We start from the raw sequence: 19070 nt of genomic DNA, 5'->3' as shown, positions 1-19070 counted from the left end.
CGTAAACGTTTCTGATTCGATTAGTGATCGAACACGGTACCACCTGGCAAGGCTTCCCTTTCTGACCGCGCCGTCCGGCTCCTTCCTGCTGCGTCGCCTGCTGGCCGCGATGCTCGCCTTGCCCTGGTCTGCCCTGGCGCAGACCGGCACGCCCGGCAGCGGCCTGCTGGCACCGCCCGCCCTGCCGGGAACGCTGCCGGGCGGCCTGCCGCTGCCGAGCCTGCCGCCCGGGGCGCAGCAGGACATCCTCCAGCGCATCCTCGACGGCGGGGCGCAGCGCCCACTGGGCCAGCCGGCGCCGCCCCTTGCCCCACCCCTGCCGGCAGCGCCCGCGCCCCTTCCTCCCCCGTCGCTGCCGGAGGAGCCGCTTTCCCCGGCCGAGAGCTTCTTCGCCGCCCGCACCGCGCAGGGCGAGGCAGCGCCCGGCAGTCCCGCCCCGCCGCCGCTGCGCCTCTTCGGCATCGAGAGCCTGCGGACGCCGCCCGGCGCCCCAGCCCCCGTCCCCGGCTTCGGCACATTGCCCGACGACTACCTGATCGGCCGCGACGACGAGGTGGTGCTCGCCTTCCGCGGCCGCACGCGCCAGACCCTCAGCCTGCGCATCGGCCGCGACGGCATGCTGCTGCTGCCCGACCTCGCCCCCATCCCTGCCGCCGGCCGCACGCTCCGCGACCTCCGCGCCGACCTCTCCGGCCGGGCGGCCCGGGAACTCGGCGGGTCCGAGGTCTTCCTCTCCATCGGCCAGATCCGCCAGGCCAACCTCTTCGTCGGCGGCGAGGTGCTGCGCCCCGGCCTGCAGCAGCTGACGGCCATGGCGAGCGTGCTGGACGCGCTGATGGCCTCGGGCGGCATCCGCCGCACCGGCAGCCTCCGCGCCATCCGCGTCGAGGGCCCCGCCGGCCGCCGCACCATCGACCTCTACCCGGTCCTCGCCGGGGAGGGGGAGGCGCCCGATCTCCGCCTGCATGAGGGCGAGCGCATCCTCGTCCCGCCTCTCGGCGGCGTGGTCGCCATCGGCGGCGAGGTGATGCGTCCCGGCCTCTACGAGCTGCCGGCCGGCGCCAGCCAGGCCCCGCTCGCCGCCATGCTACGCCTCGCCGGCGACCCGATGCGGCCGAGCGGCCACCGCTTCCTGCTTCAGACCACCGATGCCGAGGGCCGCCGCAGCTGGCGCGAAGTCGGCCCGCGCGATGCGCTCCGCCGCGGCGATGCGCTGCTGGTCCAGCCCGGCTCCGACGTGCTGGCGCAGCAGATCCGCCTCTCCGGCCATGTCGGCGCCCCGCTGGTCCGCGCCGCGACCGGCCGCGGCCAGACGCTGCGCGGCCTGCTCGCCGACCCGCGGCTGGTGCGGCCGGACCCCTATCCGCGGCTCGGCCTGGTCTGGCGCACCGATGCGCGCACGCGGGCGCGGCGCTTCATCCCCTTCGATCTCGGCCGTGTGTTGGAGGGCAGGGCCGACCTGCCGCTCGCCGAGGGCGACGAGGTGATCCTGCTCGGCCTGCCCGACGTACTTTTCCTCGCCGGGCCCAGCGTGCAGCAGGCCCTGCGCGGCGACCCGCCTGCCCCCAGCACGCCGCCGGCACCGACCCCGCTGCCCAATGCCGCCGGCATGCCGGGCGCGGCCCTCGCTGCCGCCACGCCCGGCGCCCCGCCCCCCGCGCCGGCGCCCGCCATCCCCGACTGTCAGGCCCTGGTGCTGCTGACCGTCGCCGCCCAGGCCTCGCCGCAGCGCTTCGCCCATGCCCGCAGCGCCGGCTTCCCCGATTTCGGCCGCGGCCCCTGCCCGCAGGTCTTCCTCGACTACCCTACCCTGCTGCCGGTGCTGATGGACCAGACTGTGCTGCTCACCGGCGAGGTGCGGCTGCCCGGCCTCTACCCGATCCTCAACGATACCGGGCTCGATGCCGTCCTCGCCGCGGCCGGCGGGGCGGCGGATACCGCCGACCTCTCCGGCCTTAGGTAGCAACCACACCTTACCGAATAGCCGCTTTTGCCGCTCTGCCGCGTAAAATCCCGTCGGAAACGAAGGGGATAGCGATGACGGACTTGGTTCTATCGGGCTTGGTAAAGCGCCGAGCAACGCTGGCAGGCGAACTGGAAGCCTCGCAGGCGCGGTCGCGCCAGATCCACGCTGACTTGGCAAGCCTGGATGCGGTGATCCGGCAGCTCGACCCGAACTACCCGATAGCCTCAATCCAGACGAAGTACGTTCGGACGCTGGCGCCGGAGGAGTTCGCTGGCATGGGGCGGACGGTGCTGGACGCACTACGGCAGGCCATTCAGCCGCTCAGCATTCCGGACATTGCTAGCCGAGTGATTGTGCTGCGGGGGATGGATGCCGGAAGCGGAGCGGTTCGGAGGGCCGTAGAGGATGGCGTGGCGCGGGCGCTGCGACATCAGCGCAAAGGCGGGCTGGTGCGGAATGCGGAGAAGGTTGGGCGGCTGCTGCGGTGGGAGTTGGCCAGCTAAACCCAAAACCGGACGCCACACGCAATCATGCTGTCGCTCAGTGCTGCGAAGCAGCGCTTAGTTGCTGATGTGCGGAGACAACCTCTTTCGGCTCCCATCCAGGCACATCTACGAAGTTGGCGAGCAAGCGGGGTAGCGTAGGCACATGGTAAAGTGGCTCTTCGCGGCGCATTTCTTTTTCTGCATTTTCACAAAGGACCGATAGCGCATCAAGCTGAGTTGGGCTTTCAGCATCTATTTTGGCCCGTGTAACTTCTAGCGCGCGTAACGATTTATCGTCGCCGTCGGTTATTTTTGCCAAATCTGCGCGCAATTCACCCCACCGACGAAAAATCTCGCCGTGACGGCGTCCAGCATCGGCTGTGCCGAATGCAAGATTGGCGGCGTTAATTATGGCGACGAGCCCTGTTGCCAAGGCAGCAACTTCCGGAACCTTACTGCTTACTGCTGCGAAGGCTGCTGTCCCCAAGATAAGTGACAGTCCTGTGCCGGCCTTAGCTACGTTCTCGCAGAATGAGCGCCGTTTGCCATGATAACGCATTGCCACCGCGCTATCGTAATCCAGATTATGAACGCGCTCTTCAAACGACAGCATTTCTGATCCTATTTTTTTGGCGGCTTGGGCCGTGGCGTCCTCGGTAGATATGTCCTTGATTTGTCTGTGATCGATGGATGTCTAGCAACTCGGCTCGTTGCTGCTGGCCTTTTCGTTGGTGTGGATGATAAACCTTTGCCGCCACCCTTGCCTTTCCCCTTGCCAGCCAACGCTTGTCTCCAAGATAATTTAGGGAAGCCCCGCGGCCGAACCTAGAGCCAGTCAAAACACGTAGGCGAGCGGGCGCGTTGCTAGGCTTGGTTTCGCTGCCAATATCCCGCCCACATACGTGACACAGGATGGCTCAGTGCTGCCGCCGTCGCCAGCCCATGCAGCGTTCCATTCGCCTGCCGCCGAGTATCCTCCCGCCAAGCCATCTCACGGGCATAGGCGCCAAGGTACTTGCCGCTGATGTGGTGGTGCTGACCCCACTCAGCGCGGCGCAGACGGGAGAAGTAGCTTTCGGCTTGGTTCGTGCAAGCACCATCGTCAGAAAAGGCGATGGAGTGGTTGATCCGCTTGGTATCAAAGCGGGCGTGCAACGCGTCCCACCCCGGCGCTTCATCGGCATAGACCGTGGTACCACTGACAACCCGCTCGCGGATCGTCGGCACCGCCTCGTCCTCTGACCGGAACACGAAGGGCAGCGTCCGGCCCTCCCGCTCCCGCATCACCACCACGACCTGCCGCTTGCCGGTCTGGTTCACGGCAAGGCGCCGATCCTTGCGGTCCTCCTTCCGGTTCTCCTGCTTCACATGCCCGCCGAAGTAGGCGCCATCCACCTCGACGTGCCCGGAGAGGGTAGTGTCGGCCTGCCCGGAGCCGATGGCCTCACGGAGCTTGTGGGCCAGCACGAACGCCGTCTTGTGCTGCACGTCCAGGTCGCGGCCGAGCTGGAGCGCGGACAGCCCCTTAGCGGCATTCACAAAGATGGCGATGGCAGCGAGGTAGTCGCGGATCGGCAGCTTGCGGCTGGCGAAGATGGTGCCCGACGTGACCGAGAACTGATGATTGCAGGCTTTGCACTTCCAGATGCGGCGGGCGGCGTAGGTGTAGATCGCGAGGCAGCCGCAGCGGGGGCACACCGGCTCGCCGTCGTTTGCGGACCAACGGATCGCCACGAAAGCGGCGTGCGCCTGGTCGTCGCTCATGCGGAGGATAGACGCCAGGGAAAGCGTGCGCGCTTTGGCAGAAAGGAGGAAGTGTTGGGCCATTGCCATCGTATCCAGTGCCTATGCACCGATTATGATGGCATTCTGCGTTGCTGACAATGGCAAACGCACCGGATATGATGGCATACGCCATCGTGAGGGGTGCGACCATGGTTGACACAGAGACGGCGGACACCGCCGAGTGGCAGGCGCGGGCGAAGGGGTTGCTAAAAGCGGAACTGAAGCGCCGAAACGTCACCTACGCCCAGCTTGCGGAGCGGCTGGCGGCCATCGGCGTGAAGGACACCGAGCCGAACATCCGCAACAAAATCGCTAGGGGAGGCTTCACCGCCGTGTTCCTGTTGCAGGTCATGACGGCGATTGGGGCGAGAGAAATCAGGCTAGACTGACGGTAGTACCGATTTTGCTCGTGATTGCGTTAAACGTGAAAAATCATGTATCGCCGGACAGAACTAAATTCCGACGCGAGTTGATGCTAGCGGGCTAGATTGTTACGCACTATAGGAATGAAAAGGCTTTAGAAGTCAGCTAATTTTTATCAACCCTAAGTGTGGCTAAAACCTCATGAAATCCGACAAGTCGTTGTATCTAAATTTAGAGGGACTACGCGGCATTGCCGCTATTGCAGTTTTCTTTTTGCATGCAAGCATTAATGGAATTCAACCTCCGGTCTCGCTGCCGGGATCTTATTTGGCCGTCGATTTATTTTTCGTCTTAAGCGGGTTTGTGATTGAATTTGCATTTGGCGGTAGATTAGAAGGTGGAATGAGTCCCGGCCGGTTTATCTTGGCTAGATTGATACGCTTATATCCGCTGTATATTGTAGGATCGATTGCCGGACTACTTAGCGCGACAATAGCATTTTTTCTGCATGCAGGAGAATTGAACGCCCCCGGCCTATTCGCAGCCGCCGTTTCAGCCCTTTTCATGCTTCCGTCTCCCACAGCGGATCAAACAAACGTAGTGTTTGTTTTGAACACTCCAGGGTGGTCGCTGTTTTTTGAATTATTCGTCAATACCCTTTATGTGGTAATAAGACCTTTGCTGACTTTTCAAGTCCTTTCTGGCATCATATTGGTCTCGGCGAGTCTACTCTGCTATGCCACTTTCAGTGCAGGGCACGGTGACGTTGGCTCAGCGTGGAGCGAATTCTACGGGGGCTTCCCTCGTGTGTGCTTCTCGTTTTTCGTCGGTGTTTTTCTGTTTCGCGTAGCACCAGCGGCTCGTAAGCCAAGTGCGTATGCGTGGATTATCGCGGTATTGCCCATCATAGTTTTCGCTATACCCGCAAGTGGCGTTGCAAGACCCATTCTCGATATATTCTTCGTCATGCTGGTATTTCCGGCAATCATATATTTTGCCGTCGCTCATGAACCATTAGGGCTCAAAGCCAAGCTGTTCCGCTTATTGGGACTGATTTCTTACCCCTTGTACGTCATCCATTATCCCATCTTGGAGATGACACGGCGCGCACTAAGGCTGTTCGGCGCGGACCCCGTTCACCAATCCGCCTTGCTAAGCTTCGGATTGGCGGTTGGTATCGCACTACTCAGCTGGTTTTTGGTCGTCGTCTACGATCAGCCTTTACGCAGGTTGGTATCGGCTAAGCTCCTGTCTTCAAGGACAAAATCGCAAAGCGCTCAGCTTTAACAACAAGCTGAATTCCTTGGTCTAGATTAGGCTAATTTCGATATGCAATATTAGGCCGCAAGCTCCGGCGCCCAAAAATGCAACCGTCTTGGACTAAGAACCACTTCTTTCATCCGACAATCGCCGCGCCTCTTCCATTGCCAGTGAGCGCATGGGAATGTCGGGTACGGGATGCCTAAGCTCGGTAGATAGCTTTGCTACATATCTTGCTACCCCCTCCAAGTTGCCGCCGCGTATCCGACTGGCCGCTATCCAGTGACCATTGTTTGATGGACTCGATTGAGTCCAAGGAACTTTATAAGGACTAAGATAGGTCAGGCGCGCCTAATAAGGTCGCCCGCTATCATGCGAGCCTGCCACTCTCCCTCAGGTGTAAGTTGATAGTAGCCGCCTTCGGCCAAGCCGGTGCGCTGTAAAAACCCCGCGTCAATGTGCTGTTGCGCAGTAGCCGGCGGCTCGATGATATTGCGGATAAAAGACATCTGCCGAAATATAGGCAATATGTTGCTGTTTGGCGTATGGTGCAGAGCACGATGAACTTCAAAATCTACCGCACCTGAAAAAGCACGACCGCGACCAAGCATCACTTTGTAACCAAGAACCACTAACAAAAGCGCATCAGCATGCCGCGTCTGAGTATCTGGTAGGAAACGCAGTTGAACGCGCTTGCCTTCGTCTGCGGTTTCGTAAAGCTTCGCCCAGTCTGGCTCCGATAGTGTTGCAGCATGCGGCACAGCAGCCAATGGCGCAGCAACCGCTTTATGAGCCGGAGCAGTCGTGTCTGTGTCACTATCGGCCGGAGACCTCCTGCTTTTCGTACCTCGCCGCTCCGAACGCCAAAAGAAGTAGGTGCCCAGCAAGAAGAGGAGTGCCGGCACCCCATAGGTCCAGAGCAGTTCCCATGAGGCACGATCAAGGATCATGCCCGCGCTTCCTTCGATGGCAGAGAAAACCGTATCGCCGAACAGCTTGTCAGCCAGCCATTCCAGCAGCCATTTGATGGCGGGCCAGGTGCCAGTAGCGATATACAGCACGATGCCGTTCGCACTACGGACAACGAAGCGACAGAGACGACCGAACATGCACCACACCATGCCGGCGGCGCCGTGGGCTTGCCAAGCCACCCGCCACCCGAGCCGCTGTAAACTCCTTTTCCCTTAGCCGAAACCCAGCGCTCACGCTCCGGTTCTGCAAGGATTGGGCGGGAGTATTGGGCAACATGGCCGCGAGAATTGGCGTCGCAGTGCTGAAAGCGGACCCGTCTCAACACATAAGGGCAAGTGAGTTCGACCCCGACATTCACCGAGGCAATGTACTCTGCCCCGACAAATTGTGCCGGCGCGAGCTGGTCGGTGTGCAGGCAAGCAGCCGAACGGTAAACGACGAGGTCGTCCACGTTGAGGCGTTCTTTCGACTTCCGAGCGGGGCAGAAAAAACCGGCAACGGCCACAGACCGAGCTGCCACTTCGCTGTCGACCGAACTATGAAACGACTGGCGGCTATGTCTGAGCAAGTCACCGACCTTGACCCGCACGCAGTCCCCTTGCTGGCCGCAATCCGCGGAAAGCCAGCAGAGTTCCGGCTCCATATCCTGATGGAGCTGCTGCCCTCGCTCCGGACAGGTTGGGACGCAACTGCATCCGATGCGCTCGCCGGCCCAGGAGCGAAGCTTGGAACCAGTTACGTGCGCTCGGATCGCTTCAGAAAGCCGTATCTGCGAGTGGCGAAGGCGGTCCTGGCATTCATGGCGCGCATTCAGGAACGCCCAGAACTCGCCGCTGCTATCCGGCTGAAGTACGGTGGACACACCTTGGAGTGGACAGACTACTTCTACGAAGTGGGCGAGTACGCGACCCTGTACCAATATCTCTCGGCGCATCAGCAATTTTGCAGGCGGCCCGGCAAAGACCGCCCGGTCGCCCTTGCTGTAGAAGTTCGTAGCAGGGATATCAGGCAAACCCGAAACGGCGACTGGCAAATCCTTGGCAGAGCTGAGCCAGGACCGGCAGACAGCGCCAAGCCATTCGTTGTGGTACCAGCGATTTACACCAGGGATGAGGCGATCGCGCGCTGGCTCATCAAAGAGAAGCACGTCCTCGTCTGTGGCGTACCAACGATCAGGCCAGCCCGGCCAGCCGGCAAGGCTTGGCTTAAGCCGAGCGTCGATGTTTCCATCGATATAGTCAGTCGCGCGCAAGTGTGCCGATACTCCCCGACGCTGAGCTGATCAGCCGTACCGGCACGCCACTTTCATCTCGCTCCCAAGAAACAATACCGAACCAAACGGGCCTCAGTTCAGCCGTCTCCGGATGTAACGCCATAAAATCGGGCATTGGCAGCGACGCGGCCCGAAGTTCATCCGAGCAAGTTCGATCAACGCCTAACGGCCATCGTCCCACTTCATCACAGTCGTAAGGGCAGAGCCGACGAGGCTCGCGTCCGGCGCACGCCAGCGATGCCCATCCGTCGTCAAATGACAGGCGGGGTTCTGCATCCAAGATGCAACGGGCTTCTTCCTGGTCAGCCAGTCCGTCAACGTGCGCCAACGCGAACAGGTCGCCACCCTCAAACTGGATCGACAGTGTCGTCGTCACGATGGATCTCTCCTTTCGCAGGTAGCGAAGGCGTGAGGTGTGCCTGCTACCGAATACCGGACCTCTCCGCCGTCGAGCTCGCCCGCGAGCCCGCCGAGCAGAGCGCCACCCTGCCGCTCGCCCGCACGCTGATCGACCTGCGATCGCGCAATTTCGCCGCCGTGCGCCTCTCGCCGCGCGATGCGCTGCGCCTGCCGCGCGGCTTCGGCGACCGCGACATCGGCCCGGTGACGCTTTCGGGCGAGTTCGTCCGCCCCGGCATCTACGACATCCGCCGCGGCGAGCGCCTCTCCGAGGTCATCGCCCGCGCCGGCGGGCTGACGCCCCAGGCCTATCCCTATGGCGCCGTCTTCACCCGCGAGAGCGTGCGCCAGCGCCAGCAGGACGGCTTCAGCCGCAGCGCGCGGGAGCTGGAGCAGGGGCTGATGCAGGTCGCCGCCGGCCAGGCGGTGGCGGGGATGCGCGGCTCGGCCGATCTCGGCGGCGCCATCATGGCCGGGCGGGAACTCGCCAATTCCCTCCGCCAGGCCCGTGCCGCCGGGCGGATGGTGGTGGAGGCCAACCCGGTGATCCTCGCCGGCCGCCCCGACCTCGACGTGCTGATGGAGCCTGGCGACCTCGTCGCCATCCCCAAGCGGCCCAACGAGGTGACGGTCGTCGGCTCCGTCCTCAACCCGGGCAGCCTGCAATTCGCCACCGGCTGGCGGGCCGGGGACTATGTCCGCGCAGCGGGCGGCCAGCAGCGTTTCGCCGATGGCAGCCGCGCCTTCATCGTCCTGCCGAACGGCCAGAGCAGCCCCGCCGGCCTCGGTGCCTGGCAGATGGGCGGACCGCCGATCCCGCCCGGCAGCACCGTCGTCGTGCCGCAGGACCCCTCGCCCTATGAAAGCTGGGGGATGCTGCGGGACGTGACGCAGGTGCTGTCGCAGGTGGCGCTGTCGAGCGCGGCGCTCGCCGTCATCGTGCGCACGGGCGCGCGGTAGGTGGTGAGTGAGGTCCTTCCTCGGCTTCACCCTCGCCCTCATGACCTTCGCCGCGCAGGCGGAGGACGTGCCGGCGACGGGCTCCGACTTCGGCGGCGTCGGTCTGATCGAGATGCGCAATGCGCGCTTCCGCCCGGACGGGACGCTGGAGGCCGGCGCCGCCCTCCGCCACCAGCGGCAATTCTGGTTCCTGTCCTTCCAGGCTTTGCCCTTCCTCGAGACCACCTTCCGCCTCACCGACCGGCTGGATGCGACGGCCGGGCGCGGCACCACGAATGACCGCGCCTTCGACTTCAAGGCGCGGCTCTGGGAGGAAGGGCAATGGCGCCCGGCGCTGGCGTTGGGCGCGCAGGACTTCATCGGCACCGGCCTCTATTCGGGCGAGTACCTCGTCGCCTCCAAGCGCCTGTGGGACTTCGACCTGACGCTTGGCATGGGCTGGGGCCGGCTCGGCACCGGCGCCGATCTCAGCAACCCCTATGGCCTGGTCTCCTCCCGCTACAACACCCGGCCGCGCAATGTCGGCGTCGGCGGCATGCCGGCCTTCAACAGCCTGTTCCGCGGGCGGGATGCGGCGGTTTTCGGTGGCATCGAATGGTCGGTGCCCTGGGTCGAAGGCCTCAGGGCCAAGCTCGAATGGTCCGGCGATGCGCTGCGCGACGAGCGCGGCGGCTACCCGGCCCGCATCAGCAACCTGCGCGGCGAGGCGCGCTCGCGGATCAATGCCGGCCTCACCTGGCAGAATGACTGGCTCGATGCCGGCATCCACTTCGTCCATGGGACGGATGTGCTGTTCCGCCTCTCCCTCCGCCTTGACCCAACGCGTCCGCCGAGCCTGCCGCGCCCGCCACCGCCGCCTTTGGCCCCGCGCCCCGAGGCGCCCGGCGATGTCGAGGAGGCGCTGCGCCGCGCCGGCTTCCGCCCCATCGCCATCATCCAGCAGGGGGAGGAGGTGCGGATCGCCGTCGCGGGCGGCCGCTACCGGACGCTGGCGCGGACAGCCGGGCGGGTGGCGCGGGCGGTGCATGGCGCCCTACCACCGGAGGTGGAGCGGATCGCCGTCGAATGGCACCGCGCCGGCCTGCCCGTCGCCCGGCTGGTGCTCTTGCGCGAGGCGCTGGAAGGCGCCGCGATCGGCGCCGGCAGCGCGGAGGAGGTGCTGGCCAGCGCCAGCCTCACCCCTGCCGAGCCGGTGCCCGTTTTCACGCCTGATCTCACCTGGGCAGTGGAGCCGCGCCTCGCTCTCCAGCTCGGCGACCCAAGGACTGGCTTCCGTTGGCAGGCGGCGGGGGTGGCGGGGGCGCGGCTCGGCCTCGGGTCGGGCTTCGCCGTGGCTGGCAGCCTCGCGCAGGCGGTGGCGGGCAATCTCGACAAGGGCCTGCCCTCGAACAGCCAGCTCCCGCGTGTCCGCAGCGACATCGCCCGCTACGCGCGGGAAGGCCGGACGGCAATCCCGACCCTCTATGCCGAGCGACTTTGGAGCCCGGCGCCCGACTGGTTCGCCCGCGTCTCGGCCGGATTGCTGGAGCCGATGTTCGGCGGCGTCTCGGGCGAGGTGCTGTGGCGGCCGCAGGCTCGCGGCTTCGCCCTCGGCCTCGACCTCGCCTGGGTGGCGCAGCGGGACTACCGGCAGCGGCTCGGCGCCCTCGGCTATTCGGTGGCGACCGGGCATCTCTCGCTTTATGCCGATTTGCCGGTCTGGAACCTCGGCACGGTGGTGCGGGCCGGGCGGTATCTCGCCGGCGACTGGGGGGCGACGCTGGAGGTGAGCCGGCGGTTCGACAGCGGCATCGAGGTCGGCGGCTTTGCCACCCGCACCGATGTGTCCGCACGTCGCTTCGGCGAGGGCAGCTTCGATAAGGGCATCTTCGTCCGCATTCCCCTGCAATTGCTGGGGCCGGAGACGCCGGTGGTGGCGAATGCGGTGATCCGCCCCGTGGTGCGAGACGGCGGCCAGCGCCTCGCGGTCGACAACCCGCTTTGGGAGGTGACGCGCGAGGGGCGGGCGGAGGCGCTGGGGCGGGACTATCTCGGCCTGTTGCGATAGCCCCGCCCCGGTAGGTCAGCCCATCGCCTTGGTCAGCTTGGCGGCGATCTCAAACATCTCCTCCGGCGCATAATCCGGGGTGAAGGCCGAGGGGATGCCCTCGAGCTGGTGGATCTTGCCGCCTTCCGGCATGCCCTTCACCACTTCCAGCTCGCCCGGCGGGTCGCCCGGCAGCGCCTGCTCGCCCTGGCCCCAGATGCCGGCAATCTCGGCATAGTCGTTCGGGCTCCAAGTGTAGAGCCGGCGATGCGAACCCTCCTGGAGGTACTTCTGGCACTCCGGGATGTTGCCGAGCGGGATGTTCGGCGTCGGCAGCATCTTCTCGATCTCGACGCCGGTGAGGTTCTTCAGCGCCAGCGCATAGGAATGCGCATGCACCGAGCCGCGCACCAGCAGGTAGCCGCAGACCTCGCGCCCGGTCGGGTCGGAAAGGGTCTCGTAGACCCGCAGCTTGTGCAGCCTGGCGCCGCATTCGAGGTGGAAGTTGTGCAGCAGGTCGAACACCACATTGCCTGTGGTGGTCACCATGTCGGCGTTCCAGGACATGGAGTTGCTGTTCACCGGCGTGGCTCCGCCGCCGTGGGAGGCAAAACTGGCGAAGGAGCGGATGTCCTTCATCGCCTCGAAGGGCGTCTTCGAGATATCGCCACCATCGGTGCCGTCAGCGCCTTTGTCCGGCCCGTTGGCCAGCATCGCCACGCCATTGCTGACCAGCTCGACATGCCCCAGCTCCTCCGCCGTGATGCTGGCGACAAGGCCGTAGAAGGGGCGGAGCTTGCTTTTGCTCCTGAAGTTGAAGCTCTGGAACATGTAGTTCCCGAGGGTCGACATCTCGCCATACTTGCCGCCGAGCAGTTCTTGCAGGGCAGCCGCGGCATTGGGGTCTTGCCGCTTCGGCGCAGGAAGTTCCGCCTGCAGCTTGTCGACGCGCATGAACATTGGATGTACCCTTTCGAACCAGTGCGGCTACTGGGTTAACCGGCCAGCCGGTCCGTGGTTTTCGTAGCGGGGGCGGATTGGCCCGGGGACGCTTGCGGTCCGCCGCCGCATCGGCCACACCCGCGGCCGCATGACCCTCGGCGCCCTTTCGCAACATCTGCTCTTCGCCCTCGCCCTCGCGCTGCTCTCGGCAGCCGCCGTCCGGGCGATGATCCGCTGGCCGATCCTCGACATCCCGAACGGCCGCAGCGCGCATATCGTGGCGACGCCGCGGGGCGGCGGGGTCGGCGTGGTCGCGGCCTTCATCGTCGGGATGCTGGTGCTCTACCGCGTCGCGGATTTCGCCCGGCTGGAGGAGCGGCAGTTCCTCGGCGTCATCCTCGCCGCGCTCGCCATCGCCGGCGTCGCGCTGGCGGACGACATATGGAACCTCTCCGCCCGGCTGCGGCTGCTGGCGCAGCTCGCGGCGGCGCTGGTGGCGGTCGGCACCGGGCTCTCGCTCTCCCGCCTCGCCCTGCCCTATGTCGGCGTGACGGAATTGGGCTGGGTCGGCCCGGCGCTGACGGTCTTCTGGATCCTGGGCTGCACCAACGCAGTCAATTTCATGGACGGGCTGGACGGGCTGGTCGGCGGCACGCTGCTGATCGCCTGCGTGGCGCTCGCCGCCATCGCGGGCGCCGAGGGCGGACGCTTCGTCTACCTCTCCGCGCTGATGCTGGCGGCGGGCTTCGCCGGCTTCCTGCCCTTCAACCTCGCGCCGGCGCGCATTTTCATGGGTGATGTGGGCAGCCAGTTCGCCGGCTTCATGCTGGCGGTCCTCGCGGTCGCCGCCGCGCGCTTCGATGCCAGCCAGCTCAGCTTCCTGATCGTGCCGCTGCTGCTCTTCGGCCTGCTCTTCGACGCGGCCTTCACCCTGCTGCGGCGGGGCTGGATGGGCGACCGGGTCGGTGCGCCGCACCGCACCCATCTCTACCAGATGGCGCAGCGCAGCGGCATGCCGGCCCTGGCGGTTGCGGCCACGCATTGGGGCTTCGCCCTGTTCCAGGCGGCGCTCGCCGTGCTTTTCCTGCAATTGCGTCCGGGGTTGAAGCCGCTGGTCGTGCTGCCCCCCCTCGCCGTGCAGCTGCTCTGGCTCGCCTATGTGGCGATGCGCGTGCGCCGCGCCGGCCTCAGCTGGCGGGGTTAAATCCCGATCGGTACTGGGTTTCTGCTGAACCGGCGCTTCGCGTTCCGAGCGTCTCGCTCAGGACGATCGCGGGCCGAGAAACTCCATCACCAGCATCGGCATGGCCGGGCCGATCCACTGTTCAGCCCGCACCACCGCGCCGCCTGCCGCCTCGACCCAGAACAGGTTGGTGAAGCCGAATCGCCCGCGGCTGCGGCAGCGCTCGCGTACCAGCAGGATCTCGGCCTCCTCCGTTGCCTCCGCCCGCAGGCGGCAATCGAGGGCGAGGCCGAAGCGCATCCCCTCCGGCCCGCCGTCCGGGTCCTGCAGGTCAACCAGGCGGCGAGCGGCGGCGGGATGGTCCAGCAACTCGGCCGGGTTGGCGAGCGGGTCCGGTCCGTCGAAATGCGTCGCCGCGACATATTGCCGGAAGCCCGCCGTTGCGGTGACGCGGCCACCCTCGGTCGAGACCACCTGACCGGCCGCGGTGCGCCAGATGCGTCGCTCGCCGATTTCCTGGAGCAACACGGCCGCGGCGGGCCGGCCTCGGATCCAGAGGCGGAGCGCCGGCCCGTCCGGCTCCGGCAGGTCCTCGAGCGGGGTGGCGGCGCGCTCCACCGCCTCGGACCAGGCCGTCTCCGCATAGCGGGCGAACAGCGTATCGCCGCAGGCGGCGAGCAGCAGGGGCAGCAGCAGGGGCCAGGCGCGCATGCTCGGCAGTTTAGACTCGATATCGAAATAAAAGAAGCGGAAAGGCGATGGCGCCTACTCCGCGGCCCCCCGATGCGCCCGCCGGTAGGGATGCGCGGGATAGGTGCCGAGCAGCTTCAGCTCCCGCGAGAAGAAGGCCAGCTCCTCCAGCGCCCGCCGCACCGGCGCCTCCTCCGGGTGGCCATCGACATCGGCCAGGAACTGCGTCGCGGTGAACTCGCCGTCGAGCATGTAGCTCTCGAGCTTCGTCATGTTCACCCCATTGGTGGCGAAGCCGCCGAGCGCCTTGTAGAGCGCCGCCGGGATGTTGCGGACACGGAAGACGAAGGTCGTGACGCAATCCGGCGTCCCGGCCTGCGGCGGCCGGGGGGAGGGGGCGCAGACATAGAAGCGCGTGGTGTTGTGCGCCGCATCCTCCACGTTGCGCCGGAGGATATTGAGCCCGTAGGTCTCGGCGGCCAGCGCGCTGGCGATCGCTGCATCCTCGACGCCGCCCCGCTCGGCGATGATCTGCGCCGCACCCGCCGTATCCGCCTCGATCACCGGCGTCAGCGACAGCTCCTTCAGGATGCTCCGCACCTGGCCGAGCGCGACCGGGTGGCTGTGCGCCCGCCGCAGCGTGGCGAGCGTCGCGCCATGCGGGGCGAGCAGGCAATGCTCCACCCGCTCGAAATGCTCGCCGACCACGGCGAGGCCGCTCTCCGGCAGCAGCCGGTGGATGTCCGGCACCCGCCCGGCCAGCGAATTCTCGCAAGGCAGCATGGCGAGCCCCGCCTGGCCGCCGCGCACCGCATCCATCGCCGCCTCGAAGCTCGGGCAGGGCAGGGTGGCCCAGCCGGGATAGGCGGCGCGGCAGGCGAGGTCCGAATAGGCGCCAGGCAGGCCCTGGAAGGCGATCACGTCGGTCATGCGGGTGCCGTTGCAAGAGGGGTCCGCGGCTTCTAATCGAGGGGTGGAGAGGGCGCAAACCGGAGGACGAACGGGCATGGAGGCATTCATCGCGGCAGCCGAGGCGGCGGCCGAGGCGGCGGGCGCCGTCATCCGCCCGCTCTTCCGCTCCCCCCTGCTGGTCGAGGCCAAGGGCGATGCCAGCCCCGTCACGGAGGCCGACCGCGGCGCCGAGCGCGCCATGCGCGAGGTTCTCGCCGCCCGCTTCCCCGACCACGGCATCTGGGGCGAGGAATACGGCCCCGACCGGATCGAGGCCGAGTATCTCTGGGTGCTGGACCCGATCGACGGCACCCGGGCCTTCGTCACCGGCCGGCCGCTCTTCGGCACGCTGATCGGCCTGCTGCACCGGGGCGTGCCGGTGCTCGGCCTGATCGACCAGCCGGGGATCGGCGAGCGCTGGATCGGCGCCCAGGGACAGCCGACGCGCTTCCGCTCCCCCCTCGGCGGCGCAGCCGGCTGCCGCCCCTGCCCGCGCCTCGCCGAGGCCGAGCTCTCCTGCACCAGCCCCGACATGTTCGCTTCCGCCGACGGCCCGGGCTTCGGGCGCCTCCGCGCCGCCGCCCGCCGCGTCACCTGGGGCGGCGACTGCTACAGCTACGGCCTCCTCGCCCTCGGCCTGGTCGACGTCATCGCCGAGAGCACCATGAAGCCCTGGGACTGGGCCGCCCTCGTTCCCGTGGTGGAGGGCGCCGGCGGCCGTGTCACCGGCTGGCGCGGCGAGCGGCTGACCCTCGAGAGCGACGGCCGCGTGCTGGCGGTGGGCGACCCGGCACTGCTGCCGGAGGCCGTTGCCCTGCTCGGCGGCTGACGGTTGCCGCCGGCGGGGGGAACCCCCATCCTCCCGCCATGGACCGCCGCACCCTCCTGGCCTCCGGCCTCGCACTCCCGCTCCTCCGTCCGTCGGAGGGTGCAGCCCAGCCGACGCCGACCCGCAGCCACGCCCTCTCCCTGCTCGGCGACCCGGCCCTGCCGGCCGACTTCCCTCACTGGCCCTGGGTGAACCCGGACGCGCCGAAGGGCGGCGAGATCGCGCTGACCGCCCTCGGCAGCTTCGACAGCTTCAACCAGTACATCCTGCGCGGCACGGCGGCGGTTGGCCTCTCCAACCTCTACGACACGCTGCTGAAGGAGAGCGCGGACGAGGCGAGCACGGAGTACTGCCACCTCGCCGCCGCCATCGAGCAGCCGGCCGACCGCATGGGCGTCACCTTCGAGTTGCACCCCGCCGCACGCTTCCACGACGGCAAGCCGGTCACGGCGGATGACGTGGTCTGGACCTTCAACACCCTCCGCCAGAGCGGCCGGCCCTTCTACCGCGCCTACTGGGCCGATGTGGCGGAGGTAGTGGCCGAGGGCCCCCGCCGCGTCACCTTCCGCTTCAGGACGAACGAGAACCGCGAGCTGGCCCTGATCCTCGGCCAGATGCCGGTGCTGCCGAAGCATTGGTGGGAGGGGCGCGACTTCGCCCGGCCGCTGCTCGAGGCGCCGCTCGGATCCGGCCCCTACCGGCTGGAGCGCTTCGAGAGCGGCCGCAGCCTGGTCTACCGCCGCGTGCCGGACTACTGGGCGAAAGACCTCCCCACCGCACGCGGCACCGCTAACTACGACGTCATGCGCTACGAGTATTTCCGCGACAGCACCGTGGCGCTGGAGGCCTTCAAGGCCGGGCAGATCGACTTCCGCACCGAGAACATCGCCAAGGACTGGGCGACGGCCTACGACTTCCCTGCCATGCAACGCGGGCTGGTGAAGCGCGACGAGATCCGCCACGAGCTGCCGACCGGCATGCAGGCCTTCGCCATGAACCTGCGCCGGCCGCTCTTCCAGGATGCGCGCGTCCGCCGCGCCCTCATCGAGGTCTTCGACTTCGAGTGGATGAACGCCAACCTGTTCTACGGCAGCTACACGCGGACGACCTCCTACTTCTCCAACTCCGAACTCGCCTCCTCCGGCATCCCGGAAGGCCGCGAGCTGGACATCCTGCAGGCCTACAAGGGCCGCGTCCCCGACCGCCTCTTCACCGAGCCCTACAAGCTCCCCGTCACCGACGGCTCCGGCAACAACCGGGACGGCCTGCGCCGCGCCCTCGACCTGCTGCGCCAGGCCGGCTGGACGGTGCGCGACCGCAAGCTGGTCAATGCCGAGGGCCAGCCCTTCGCCTTCGAGATCCTGCTGAACGGCCCGAGCTTCGAGCGCATCGCGCTGCCCTACATCCAGAACCTGCAACGCCTCGGGATGGAGCCGCGCGTCCGCACCATCGACCCGGCGCAGTACCAGGTGCGGATCGACGCCTTCGACTACGACATGACGGTGGATGGCCAGGGCCAGTCCCTCTCCCCCGGCAACGAGCAGCGCGACTTCTGGACGGGCGCCAAGGCGCAGGAGAACGGCAGCCAGAACGTCGCCGGCATCGCCAACCCGGTGGTGGACGAGCTGGTGGAAATGGTCATCGCCGCGCCCGACCGCGCCGAGCTGGTCGCCCGCACCCGCGCCCTCGACCGCGTGCTGCTGTGGAACGACTACATGATCCCGCAATGGCACAGCCGGACCTTCCGCGTGGCCTATTGGGACAAGTTCGGCCGTCCGCCGCGCAACCCGAAATATGCGCTGGCCATCGACAGCTGGTGGATCGAGCGCGGCCGCGAGGGCGCCGTCGAGCAGGGCAAGCGCGAGGCGAAGCCGCAATAGCATGGGCGCCTACCTCCTCCGCCGCCTGCTGCTGGTGGTGCCGACGCTGCTCGGCATCATCCTGATCAATTTCGCCGTGGTGCAATTCGCCCCCGGCGGCCCGGTGGACCAGATGATCGCCGAGCTGAAGGGCCAGGGCGGCAGCAGCCTCGGCCGCCTCTCCGGCGAGGGCCAGGGCGAGACGACCCGCCCGCCCGCCAACCAGGGCGGCGGCAACGAGGCCAGCCGCTACCGCGGCGCCCGCGGCCTCGACCCGGCGGTGGTGCAGGAGATCGAGCGCGCCTTCGGCTTCGACAAGCCCTGGCCGCAGCGGCTCGGCGAGATGCTGGCCGGCTATGCCCGCTTCGACCTCGGCCGCAGCCTGTTCCAGGACCGCCCGGTCTCGCAGCTGATCCTGGAGAAGCTGCCCGTCTCGATCTCGCTCGGCCTGTGGTCCACGCTGATCATCTACCTGGTCTCGATCCCTCTCGGCATCCGCAAGGCGGTGCAGGACGGCACGCGCTTCGACCTCGCCAGCAGCGCCGTGGTGCTGGTCGGCTATGCAATCCCGAGCTTCCTCTTCGCCATCCTGCTGGTGGTGCTCTTCGCGGGGGGAAGCTTCGTGCAGTGGTTCCCGCTACGCGGCCTGCTCTCCTCCGGGCTGCAGGACGCGCCCTTCCTGACCCGCGCGGCGGACTACGCCTGGCACATGGTGCTGCCGACCGTCGCCCTCGTCATCGGCGGCTTCGCCGGGCTGACCATGCTGACGAAGAACTCCTTCATGGAGGAGATCGGCAAGCAATACGTGGTGACGGCGCGGGCCAAGGGGGCAGGGGAGCGGCGGGTGCTCTACGGCCATGTCTTCCGCAACGCTATGCTGCTGATCATCGCCGGCTTCCCCGCAGCCTTCATCGGCATCCTCTTCACCGGGGCGCTGCTGGTGGAGATCATCTTCTCGCTCGACGGGCTCGGCCTGCTCGGCTTCGAGGCGGCGATCCGGCGCGACTACCCGATCATGTTCGGCACGCTCTACATCTTCACCCTGCTTGGCCTGGTGATGCAGATCATCGGCGACTTCGCCTACACCCTGGTCGACCCGCGCATCGACTTCTCCGCGCGGCGGTAGC

18 protein-coding genes are annotated in these 19070 nt (G+C 66.7%); 11 read left to right on the top strand and 7 right to left on the bottom strand.

The window, feature by feature from the left end:
- Positions 1-118 precede the first annotated feature (118 nt).
- Both JMJ56_RS22020 and JMJ56_RS22015 read left to right on the top strand, forming a co-directional pair.
- The gene (locus JMJ56_RS22020; RefSeq protein ID WP_236038243.1) at positions 119-1963 is read left to right on the top strand and encodes a polysaccharide biosynthesis/export family protein; all 1845 of its coding nucleotides are present in this window, start codon (positions 119-121) and stop codon (positions 1961-1963) included.
- 74 nt (positions 1964-2037) lie between these two features.
- Positions 2038-2469: a hypothetical protein gene (locus JMJ56_RS22015; protein WP_202833927.1), complete on the top strand. Its 432-nt coding sequence runs from the start codon at positions 2038-2040 to the stop codon at positions 2467-2469.
- Positions 2470-2506: 37 nt separating this feature from the next.
- On the opposite strand, the gene JMJ56_RS22010 is transcribed toward JMJ56_RS22015, so the two are convergent.
- Positions 2507-3064 (bottom strand): hypothetical protein, encoded by a 558-nt coding sequence (locus JMJ56_RS22010; RefSeq protein WP_202833926.1) that lies wholly within the window; start codon positions 3062-3064, stop codon positions 2507-2509.
- Positions 3065-3315: 251 nt separating this feature from the next.
- Complete coding sequence (locus tag JMJ56_RS22005) at positions 3316-4278, bottom strand: IS1595 family transposase (protein WP_202833925.1); 963 nt, start codon at positions 4276-4278, stop codon at positions 3316-3318.
- A 77-nt stretch (positions 4279-4355) separates the two neighbouring features.
- Between JMJ56_RS22005 and JMJ56_RS22000 the strand changes: the two genes are divergently transcribed.
- Together JMJ56_RS22000 and JMJ56_RS21995 are read left to right on the top strand one after the other, a co-directional pair.
- Positions 4356-4625, top strand: coding sequence for a DUF6471 domain-containing protein (locus JMJ56_RS22000; RefSeq protein ID WP_236038241.1), 270 nt, complete (start codon positions 4356-4358; stop codon positions 4623-4625).
- A 175-nt stretch (positions 4626-4800) separates the two neighbouring features.
- A complete protein-coding gene (locus JMJ56_RS21995) occupies positions 4801-5886 on the top strand; it encodes an acyltransferase family protein (protein ID WP_202833923.1) in 1086 nt (361 codons plus the stop codon).
- Between the two features lie 314 nt (positions 5887-6200).
- Here the strand turns inward: JMJ56_RS21995 and JMJ56_RS21990 are convergent, their stop codons facing one another.
- The gene (locus JMJ56_RS21990) at positions 6201-6968 is read right to left on the bottom strand and encodes a hypothetical protein (RefSeq protein WP_202833922.1); all 768 of its coding nucleotides are present in this window, start codon (positions 6966-6968) and stop codon (positions 6201-6203) included.
- A 137-nt stretch (positions 6969-7105) separates the two neighbouring features.
- On the opposite strand from JMJ56_RS21990, the gene JMJ56_RS21985 reads away from it, so the two are divergent.
- Complete coding sequence (locus JMJ56_RS21985) at positions 7106-8113, top strand: hypothetical protein (RefSeq protein WP_202833921.1); 1008 nt, start codon at positions 7106-7108, stop codon at positions 8111-8113.
- On the opposite strand, the gene JMJ56_RS35345 is transcribed toward JMJ56_RS21985, so the two are convergent.
- Positions 8070-8480, bottom strand: coding sequence for a hypothetical protein (locus tag JMJ56_RS35345; protein ID WP_202833920.1), 411 nt, complete (start codon positions 8478-8480; stop codon positions 8070-8072). The two genes, JMJ56_RS21985 and JMJ56_RS35345, sit on opposite strands and share 44 nt — an antisense overlap.
- Before the next feature lie 32 nt (positions 8481-8512).
- Between JMJ56_RS35345 and JMJ56_RS21975 the strand changes: the two genes are divergently transcribed.
- Entirely contained in the window at positions 8513-9463 is a 951-nt protein-coding gene (locus JMJ56_RS21975; protein WP_328702449.1) for an SLBB domain-containing protein, read from the top strand.
- 7 nt (positions 9464-9470) lie between these two features.
- Positions 9471-11510 (top strand): YjbH domain-containing protein, encoded by a 2040-nt coding sequence (locus tag JMJ56_RS21970; RefSeq protein WP_328702448.1) that lies wholly within the window; start codon positions 9471-9473, stop codon positions 11508-11510.
- A 15-nt stretch (positions 11511-11525) separates the two neighbouring features.
- On the opposite strand, the gene JMJ56_RS21965 is transcribed toward JMJ56_RS21970, so the two are convergent.
- Positions 11526-12449: a manganese catalase family protein gene (locus JMJ56_RS21965; RefSeq protein ID WP_202833919.1), complete on the bottom strand. Its 924-nt coding sequence runs from the start codon at positions 12447-12449 to the stop codon at positions 11526-11528.
- 130 nt (positions 12450-12579) lie between these two features.
- Here JMJ56_RS21965 and JMJ56_RS21960 point away from each other — a divergent pair, with 130 nt between their 5' ends.
- The gene (locus JMJ56_RS21960) at positions 12580-13635 is read left to right on the top strand and encodes a glycosyltransferase family 4 protein (protein ID WP_202833918.1); all 1056 of its coding nucleotides are present in this window, start codon (positions 12580-12582) and stop codon (positions 13633-13635) included.
- A 57-nt stretch (positions 13636-13692) separates the two neighbouring features.
- On the opposite strand, the gene JMJ56_RS21955 is transcribed toward JMJ56_RS21960, so the two are convergent.
- Both JMJ56_RS21955 and JMJ56_RS21950 read right to left on the bottom strand, forming a co-directional pair.
- Positions 13693-14325, bottom strand: a complete 633-nt coding sequence (locus JMJ56_RS21955) for a YjbF family lipoprotein (protein ID WP_236038238.1) — start codon at positions 14323-14325, stop codon at positions 13693-13695.
- Between the two features lie 54 nt (positions 14326-14379).
- A complete protein-coding gene (locus JMJ56_RS21950; protein WP_202833917.1) occupies positions 14380-15234 on the bottom strand; it encodes a prephenate dehydratase in 855 nt (284 codons plus the stop codon).
- Positions 15235-15310: 76 nt separating this feature from the next.
- On the opposite strand from JMJ56_RS21950, the gene JMJ56_RS21945 reads away from it, so the two are divergent.
- Genes JMJ56_RS21945 through JMJ56_RS21935 form a run of 3 tightly spaced genes read left to right on the top strand, consistent with a single transcriptional unit; the run spans position 15311 to position 19069 of the window.
- On the top strand, positions 15311-16084 hold the full coding sequence (locus JMJ56_RS21945) for an inositol monophosphatase family protein (RefSeq protein ID WP_202833916.1): 774 nt from the start codon (positions 15311-15313) through the stop codon (positions 16082-16084).
- 38 nt (positions 16085-16122) lie between these two features.
- Positions 16123-17964, top strand: a complete 1842-nt coding sequence (locus tag JMJ56_RS21940) for an extracellular solute-binding protein (RefSeq protein ID WP_202833915.1) — start codon at positions 16123-16125, stop codon at positions 17962-17964.
- A 1-nt stretch (position 17965) separates the two neighbouring features.
- On the top strand, positions 17966-19069 hold the full coding sequence (locus JMJ56_RS21935) for a microcin C ABC transporter permease YejB (RefSeq protein ID WP_202833914.1): 1104 nt from the start codon (positions 17966-17968) through the stop codon (positions 19067-19069).
- Position 19070 lies beyond the last annotated feature (1 nt).

Origin of the sequence: Belnapia arida (assembly GCF_016773205.1) — a bacterium.
GTDB lineage: Bacteria > Pseudomonadota > Alphaproteobacteria > Acetobacterales > Acetobacteraceae > Belnapia > Belnapia arida.
The sequence above is the reverse complement of the archived record's forward strand: the minus strand, read 5'-3'. Positions and strand labels throughout refer to the sequence as shown.

Bases quoted from the DNA above. Each gene is read 5' to 3' on its own strand.
- JMJ56_RS22015 (WP_202833927.1), top strand. From the start codon at position 2,038: ATGACGGACTTGGTTCTATCGGGCTTGGTAAAGCGCCGAGCAACGCTG.
- JMJ56_RS22010 (WP_202833926.1), bottom strand. From the start codon at position 3,064: ATGCTGTCGTTTGAAGAGCGCGTTCATAATCTGGATTACGATAGCGCG.
- JMJ56_RS22005 (WP_202833925.1), bottom strand. From the start codon at position 4,278: ATGGCCCAACACTTCCTCCTTTCTGCCAAAGCGCGCACGCTTTCCCTG.
- JMJ56_RS22000 (WP_236038241.1), top strand. From the start codon at position 4,356: ATGGCATACGCCATCGTGAGGGGTGCGACCATGGTTGACACAGAGACG.
- JMJ56_RS21995 (WP_202833923.1), top strand. From the start codon at position 4,801: ATGAAATCCGACAAGTCGTTGTATCTAAATTTAGAGGGACTACGCGGC.
- JMJ56_RS21990 (WP_202833922.1), bottom strand. From the start codon at position 6,968: ATGTTCGGTCGTCTCTGTCGCTTCGTTGTCCGTAGTGCGAACGGCATC.
- JMJ56_RS21985 (WP_202833921.1), top strand. From the start codon at position 7,106: ATGGCCGCGAGAATTGGCGTCGCAGTGCTGAAAGCGGACCCGTCTCAA.
- JMJ56_RS21965 (WP_202833919.1), bottom strand. From the start codon at position 12,449: ATGTTCATGCGCGTCGACAAGCTGCAGGCGGAACTTCCTGCGCCGAAG.
- JMJ56_RS21960 (WP_202833918.1), top strand. From the start codon at position 12,580: ATGACCCTCGGCGCCCTTTCGCAACATCTGCTCTTCGCCCTCGCCCTC.
- JMJ56_RS21955 (WP_236038238.1), bottom strand. From the start codon at position 14,325: ATGCGCGCCTGGCCCCTGCTGCTGCCCCTGCTGCTCGCCGCCTGCGGC.
- JMJ56_RS21950 (WP_202833917.1), bottom strand. From the start codon at position 15,234: ATGACCGACGTGATCGCCTTCCAGGGCCTGCCTGGCGCCTATTCGGAC.
- JMJ56_RS21945 (WP_202833916.1), top strand. From the start codon at position 15,311: ATGGAGGCATTCATCGCGGCAGCCGAGGCGGCGGCCGAGGCGGCGGGC.
- JMJ56_RS21940 (WP_202833915.1), top strand. From the start codon at position 16,123: ATGGACCGCCGCACCCTCCTGGCCTCCGGCCTCGCACTCCCGCTCCTC.
- JMJ56_RS21935 (WP_202833914.1), top strand. From the start codon at position 17,966: ATGGGCGCCTACCTCCTCCGCCGCCTGCTGCTGGTGGTGCCGACGCTG.